The organism is Kitasatospora sp. NPDC059571 (assembly GCF_042735675.1).
GTDB lineage: Bacteria > Actinomycetota > Actinomycetes > Streptomycetales > Streptomycetaceae > Kitasatospora.
The window spans coordinates 1-4,017 of record NZ_JBHWBW010000608.1 but is presented as its reverse complement, the minus strand read 5'-3'; the positions used below and the strand labels follow the sequence as shown (position 1 = coordinate 4,017).

Sequence of the window (4,017 nt, the reverse complement as noted above, 5' to 3'; positions counted from 1 at the left end):
CCTCGGCCTCGGCGGCCTGCGGCTGAGCAGGCTGCGACTCGGCGGGCAGCACGGTCTCGGCCGTCTCGGCGGCGGCGCCCTGCGGCGCACCGGCCGGGCGGGACACCGCCCGGCGCCGGCGGCGCGGCGGCGCGGCGGAGGCGTCGGCAGAACTGTCGGCCGGTTCCGCAGCGGACTGCGGTTCGTTCTCAAGCATGCGGGTGGATCTCCCGTCAGGCCCCCGGGCTCCGCATCCGCGCACGGTTCAGCACCTGGGTCACGGTCGGGCACGGTAATGGCGTGCCGACTCCCACGGTGCTGCCGGGCGGACGCGAGGCCGCACAGGAGCTCGTAGTCTGGCTCGGCTCCCGCGGGGTGCGGGGCGCCGAAAAGTCTTCTGGTCTGACCAGTCTTCTCGTTGTCCAGGCCGGGCCGCGAGGCCCGTCTGCGTACGACGGCGCTCGCTCCCCTGGGAAGCCGCGGGGACCTGGGGAGCCAGCGGCCCGTACCGGGCCCTGGCTCCCGCCCGCTCGGCGGTCGGCGAAGGCGCGCGGCCCTGCCGCCGCTACTGCGCGGCCGCGGCCGCGGCGCGATCGAGCGCCAGCGGGTCGGTCACCGTGCCGGTCCCCTCGTCGAGCGGCCCCTGCGCCAGCCTGGTCACCTCAGCGGGGACCGGCGGCGCCAGGTCGGCCGTCGCACGGAGACCGGACAAAACGTCGTCGGGTCGTACGGCGGGTGTGGCGTGTCGTACTACCAGCCGCAGTATCGCACAGGGTGTGCCCGCACGAACATCGTCGGCACGCTCCGTGCCAGTGTCGTTACCATCCCCGACCTGTGCGGGGAGTACCTCCAGTGCCGCGACCGCACTGCGGGCGTCGAACACCCGCAGCCCGTTCTTGGTCATCCGCTGCACCTCGACCCGCTCGGCGGCCAGGAACGCCACGGCCGCGGCCTCCGCCTCGGACCGGTCCACGCCGTCCAGGCGCAGCTGCCACTCGGAGGCCTCCAGGCGCTCCACGAAGTGGGCGGTGCGGACCTCGACGGCGTCGATCACGTCCAGGCCCGGCGGGAGCGACCCGTCCAGCTGGGCGCGGAGCGCCTCGGGGTCGCGGGCCTCGGCGAGGCCGATCTCCAGGTACTCGGCCTCGCTGGCGACGCCGGTGGGTGCGGCGTTGGCGTAGGAGACCTTGGGGTGCGGCGTGAAGCCCGCGGAGTAGGCCATCGGGACGGCCGAGCGGCGGAGCGCGCGCTCGAACGCCCGCTGGAAGTCCCGGTGGCTGGTGAAGCGCAGACGGCCGCGCTTGGTGTAGCGGAGACGGATGCGCTGCACCGTCGGCGCGGGCGGCGGACCGTCGGGCGTGCGGCGTGCCAGGGCTGCTCAGTCCTTCGTCAGTGTCCCGTCCGGCCGTCACCGGCCGGATCCTTGTCAGGACAAGGGTACGCGCCCTGATCCACCGCCCGGACCGGGTCACCCCACAGGACCCGCCGCACCTCGCGCAGCACCCGCCGGACCTCGGCCTTCGCCGGCCACCACACCTCGCGCCGCACCCAGCGGCACGGCCGCAGGACGAGGGAGCGCCACAGCCGCCCGCCGATCCGCCACGCCCCGAGGAGCACCCGGCCCACCGCGGCCAGCACCGGCCGCAGCAGCCACCGGCCGCACCACGCCGCGGGCACCGCGACCAGCACCCGCCAGCACCGGGCCAGCGCCGCGCCCGCCACCCGGCCGACCGCCGCCAGCACCGCGCCCGCCGCCCGCAGGCCGGCGGCCAGCGCCCGGCCGACCAGCGCGATCAGCGCACCCGCGGCCAGGGAGGCCGCGGCGAGCGCGGCGCCCGCCGCCCGAAGGCCGGCCACGAGCACCCGGCCGAGCGGCACCAGCACGGACCGCCACGCCCACGCCAGTGGCTCCGCCACCAGCCACCGCCCGCACCATTCGAGCGCCGTGCCCACGGCGAGCAGGGTGGCCAGCAGCGCCCGGCCGAGGGGCACCAGCACCTGGCGGCCGAGCCAGGTCAGCGGCTCCGCCACCAGCAGGGTCGCCAGCCGGACCAGCACCGGGCCCAGCGGCCTCAGCACCCGCCTGTACGCCCGGACGAGCGGCGCGGCCACCAGCCACCGGCCGCACCACGCCAGCGCGCGCCCGACGGCGGTGAGCCCGGCGACCACCACCCGGCCGCCCGCGGTGAGCACTGCGACGACGGCCCGGCCGACCACCGTGAGCCCGGCGGCCAGCGCCCGGCCCAGCGGTACCAGCAGCCACCGGTACACCCACGCCAGCGGCGCGGCCACCAGCCACCGCCCGCACCACCGGGCCCCGGCGGCCAGCACCGCGAGGAGCCGGTCCACCGCACGCCCCACCGGCCGCAGCACGGCGAGCAGCAGTTCCCACAGCAGCCGCAGCGGCACCACCACGACCAGCGCGACGATCCGGGCCGGCACCCTGACGAACGCCACCAGGCAGCCCTCGGCGGGGCGGTCGTCGTCCATACCTCTCCTCATCGCACAGCGGCCCCCGGCGAGAACGCCGGGGGCCGACAGAGTTGCGCGATGGTACTACGGATTGACCACCTGAACGGCAGCAGTTTCCTGCCGGTCGGGGCGGCCCGGATGTACGTGTCCATCTGAGAACAGAAACCTCCGGGACCCCATCCACCGGGCCGCCGCCTCGTTGGTCAGGCCGTGAACACACGACCGGCACGGGAACGCGGCTTCCGCGTCGTCGGAGTGGCCAGCGACCTGAACGTCTCCGCGACCCGGGTTCCCCCGTGGAAGCGCCGGGAACTGGGGCACTGGCTGAACGAGCGCGCGCCCGATTTCGACGCCCTGCTCTTCTGGAGGCTGGACCGGTTCGTCCGCCGCCTGACCGACCTCAGCATCATGATCGAGTGGTGCGCGGACCACGGGAAGAACCTGGTCTCGAAGCACGAGGCCCTCGATCTTTCCACCGTGGTGGGGAAGGAGCTGGCGAAGGTCATCGGCGGGGTGGCCGAACTCGAAACGCGTGGCACCAGCACGCGCGTCGCCAGTCTCTGGAGCTACTCGAAGACCCAGTCGGACTGGCTCGTGGGAAAACCTCCCTACGGCTACACGACCAGCGCCTCCGGCAGGCTGGTCGTCGAACCCGGAGCCCGCCGCGTTCTGCGCTGGTGCCATGGCGCCGCACTGCGCGGGGTGCCGGCCCGCCGGATGGCCACCGTGCTCGTCCGGGCACGGATCCCCACGGGCGGCGGCGGCCGGTGGACCGCCGCAACGGTGCTGCGGCGGTTGCGGAACCCTGCGCTGCTCGGGTGGCGGGTCGAGGCGGACCCGGACGCGTCCGCCCGCCGTTCGAGGATCGTGCGGGACCGGCACGGCCGCCCCGTTCGGGTGGCCGCCCCGATCTTCACCGAGCAGGAGTGGCAGTCGCTGCAGTCGGCCCTCGACCGCAGGGCGACGTCACAACCGGCCCGGAGGCCCGGCGGTGCAACCGAGTTCCTGGGTGTGCTGGTGTGCGCGGACTGCGGCACCAACATGACGGTCCACCGGACCAGGACGAATCAGCGTGCCTACACCTACCTGCGCTGCCGGGCCTGCCCGAGCGGAGGCCTGGGGGCACCGCACCCGGAGGTCGTGTACCAGCAGCTCGCCGCCGAGGTCGTGAGCCGGCTGGGAGACTGTGCCGTCCGGGTGCGGGAGTACCGGGCTGGCACAGCGGGGAACGGCCGGCCGGCGGTGCCGCATTGGGTCCTGTCCCCGAGCGGCGACACCTTCGCCGATCGCTGGCGGCGCGAAGGGGCGGGGACGATGGCCGAGGACCTGCGACGGGCGGGGGTCACCTGCCGTGTCCGCCGGGAGCGGATCCCCGGCCGGAGAGCGCCCGAGGTGGGTCTGGAACTGGTTCTGCCACCCGATGTCGAGGAACGCCTGATCGTCAGGAGCGATGTGTTCGCGCCCTGCCCCGGCTAGCGGCGCGCGGCCCCGCCCGCGCCGGGGGGGGGGGGGGGGGGGGCGCGCTCCCGCCTCTTTTTTATGACTGCGATCCGCTGTGGTTGAGTG

At 75.1% G+C, this 4,017-nt stretch carries 4 protein-coding genes; 1 reads left to right on the top strand and 3 read right to left on the bottom strand.

Annotation, left to right across the window (positions count from 1 at the left end):
* The 3 genes from ACFV0G_RS36490 to ACFV0G_RS36480 form a co-directional block, all read right to left on the bottom strand.
* Positions 1-196, bottom strand: a 196-nt coding sequence (locus tag ACFV0G_RS36490) for a hypothetical protein (protein WP_380557203.1), incomplete at its 3' end; no start/stop codon positions are given.
* A gap of 348 nt (positions 197-544) precedes the next feature.
* Positions 545-1,309 (bottom strand): TIGR03936 family radical SAM-associated protein, encoded by a 765-nt coding sequence (locus ACFV0G_RS36485; RefSeq protein ID WP_380557201.1) that lies wholly within the window; start codon positions 1,307-1,309, stop codon positions 545-547.
* A 59-nt stretch (positions 1,310-1,368) separates the two neighbouring features.
* The gene (locus tag ACFV0G_RS36480; RefSeq protein ID WP_380557199.1) at positions 1,369-2,469 is read right to left on the bottom strand and encodes a hypothetical protein; all 1,101 of its coding nucleotides are present in this window, start codon (positions 2,467-2,469) and stop codon (positions 1,369-1,371) included.
* A gap of 192 nt (positions 2,470-2,661) precedes the next feature.
* Here ACFV0G_RS36480 and ACFV0G_RS36475 point away from each other — a divergent pair, with 192 nt between their 5' ends.
* Positions 2,662-3,927 carry a recombinase family protein gene (locus tag ACFV0G_RS36475; protein WP_380557197.1) on the top strand — a complete coding sequence of 422 codons (1,266 nt, stop codon included), beginning with the start codon at positions 2,662-2,664 and terminating at the stop codon, positions 3,925-3,927.
* Positions 3,928-4,017 lie beyond the last annotated feature (90 nt).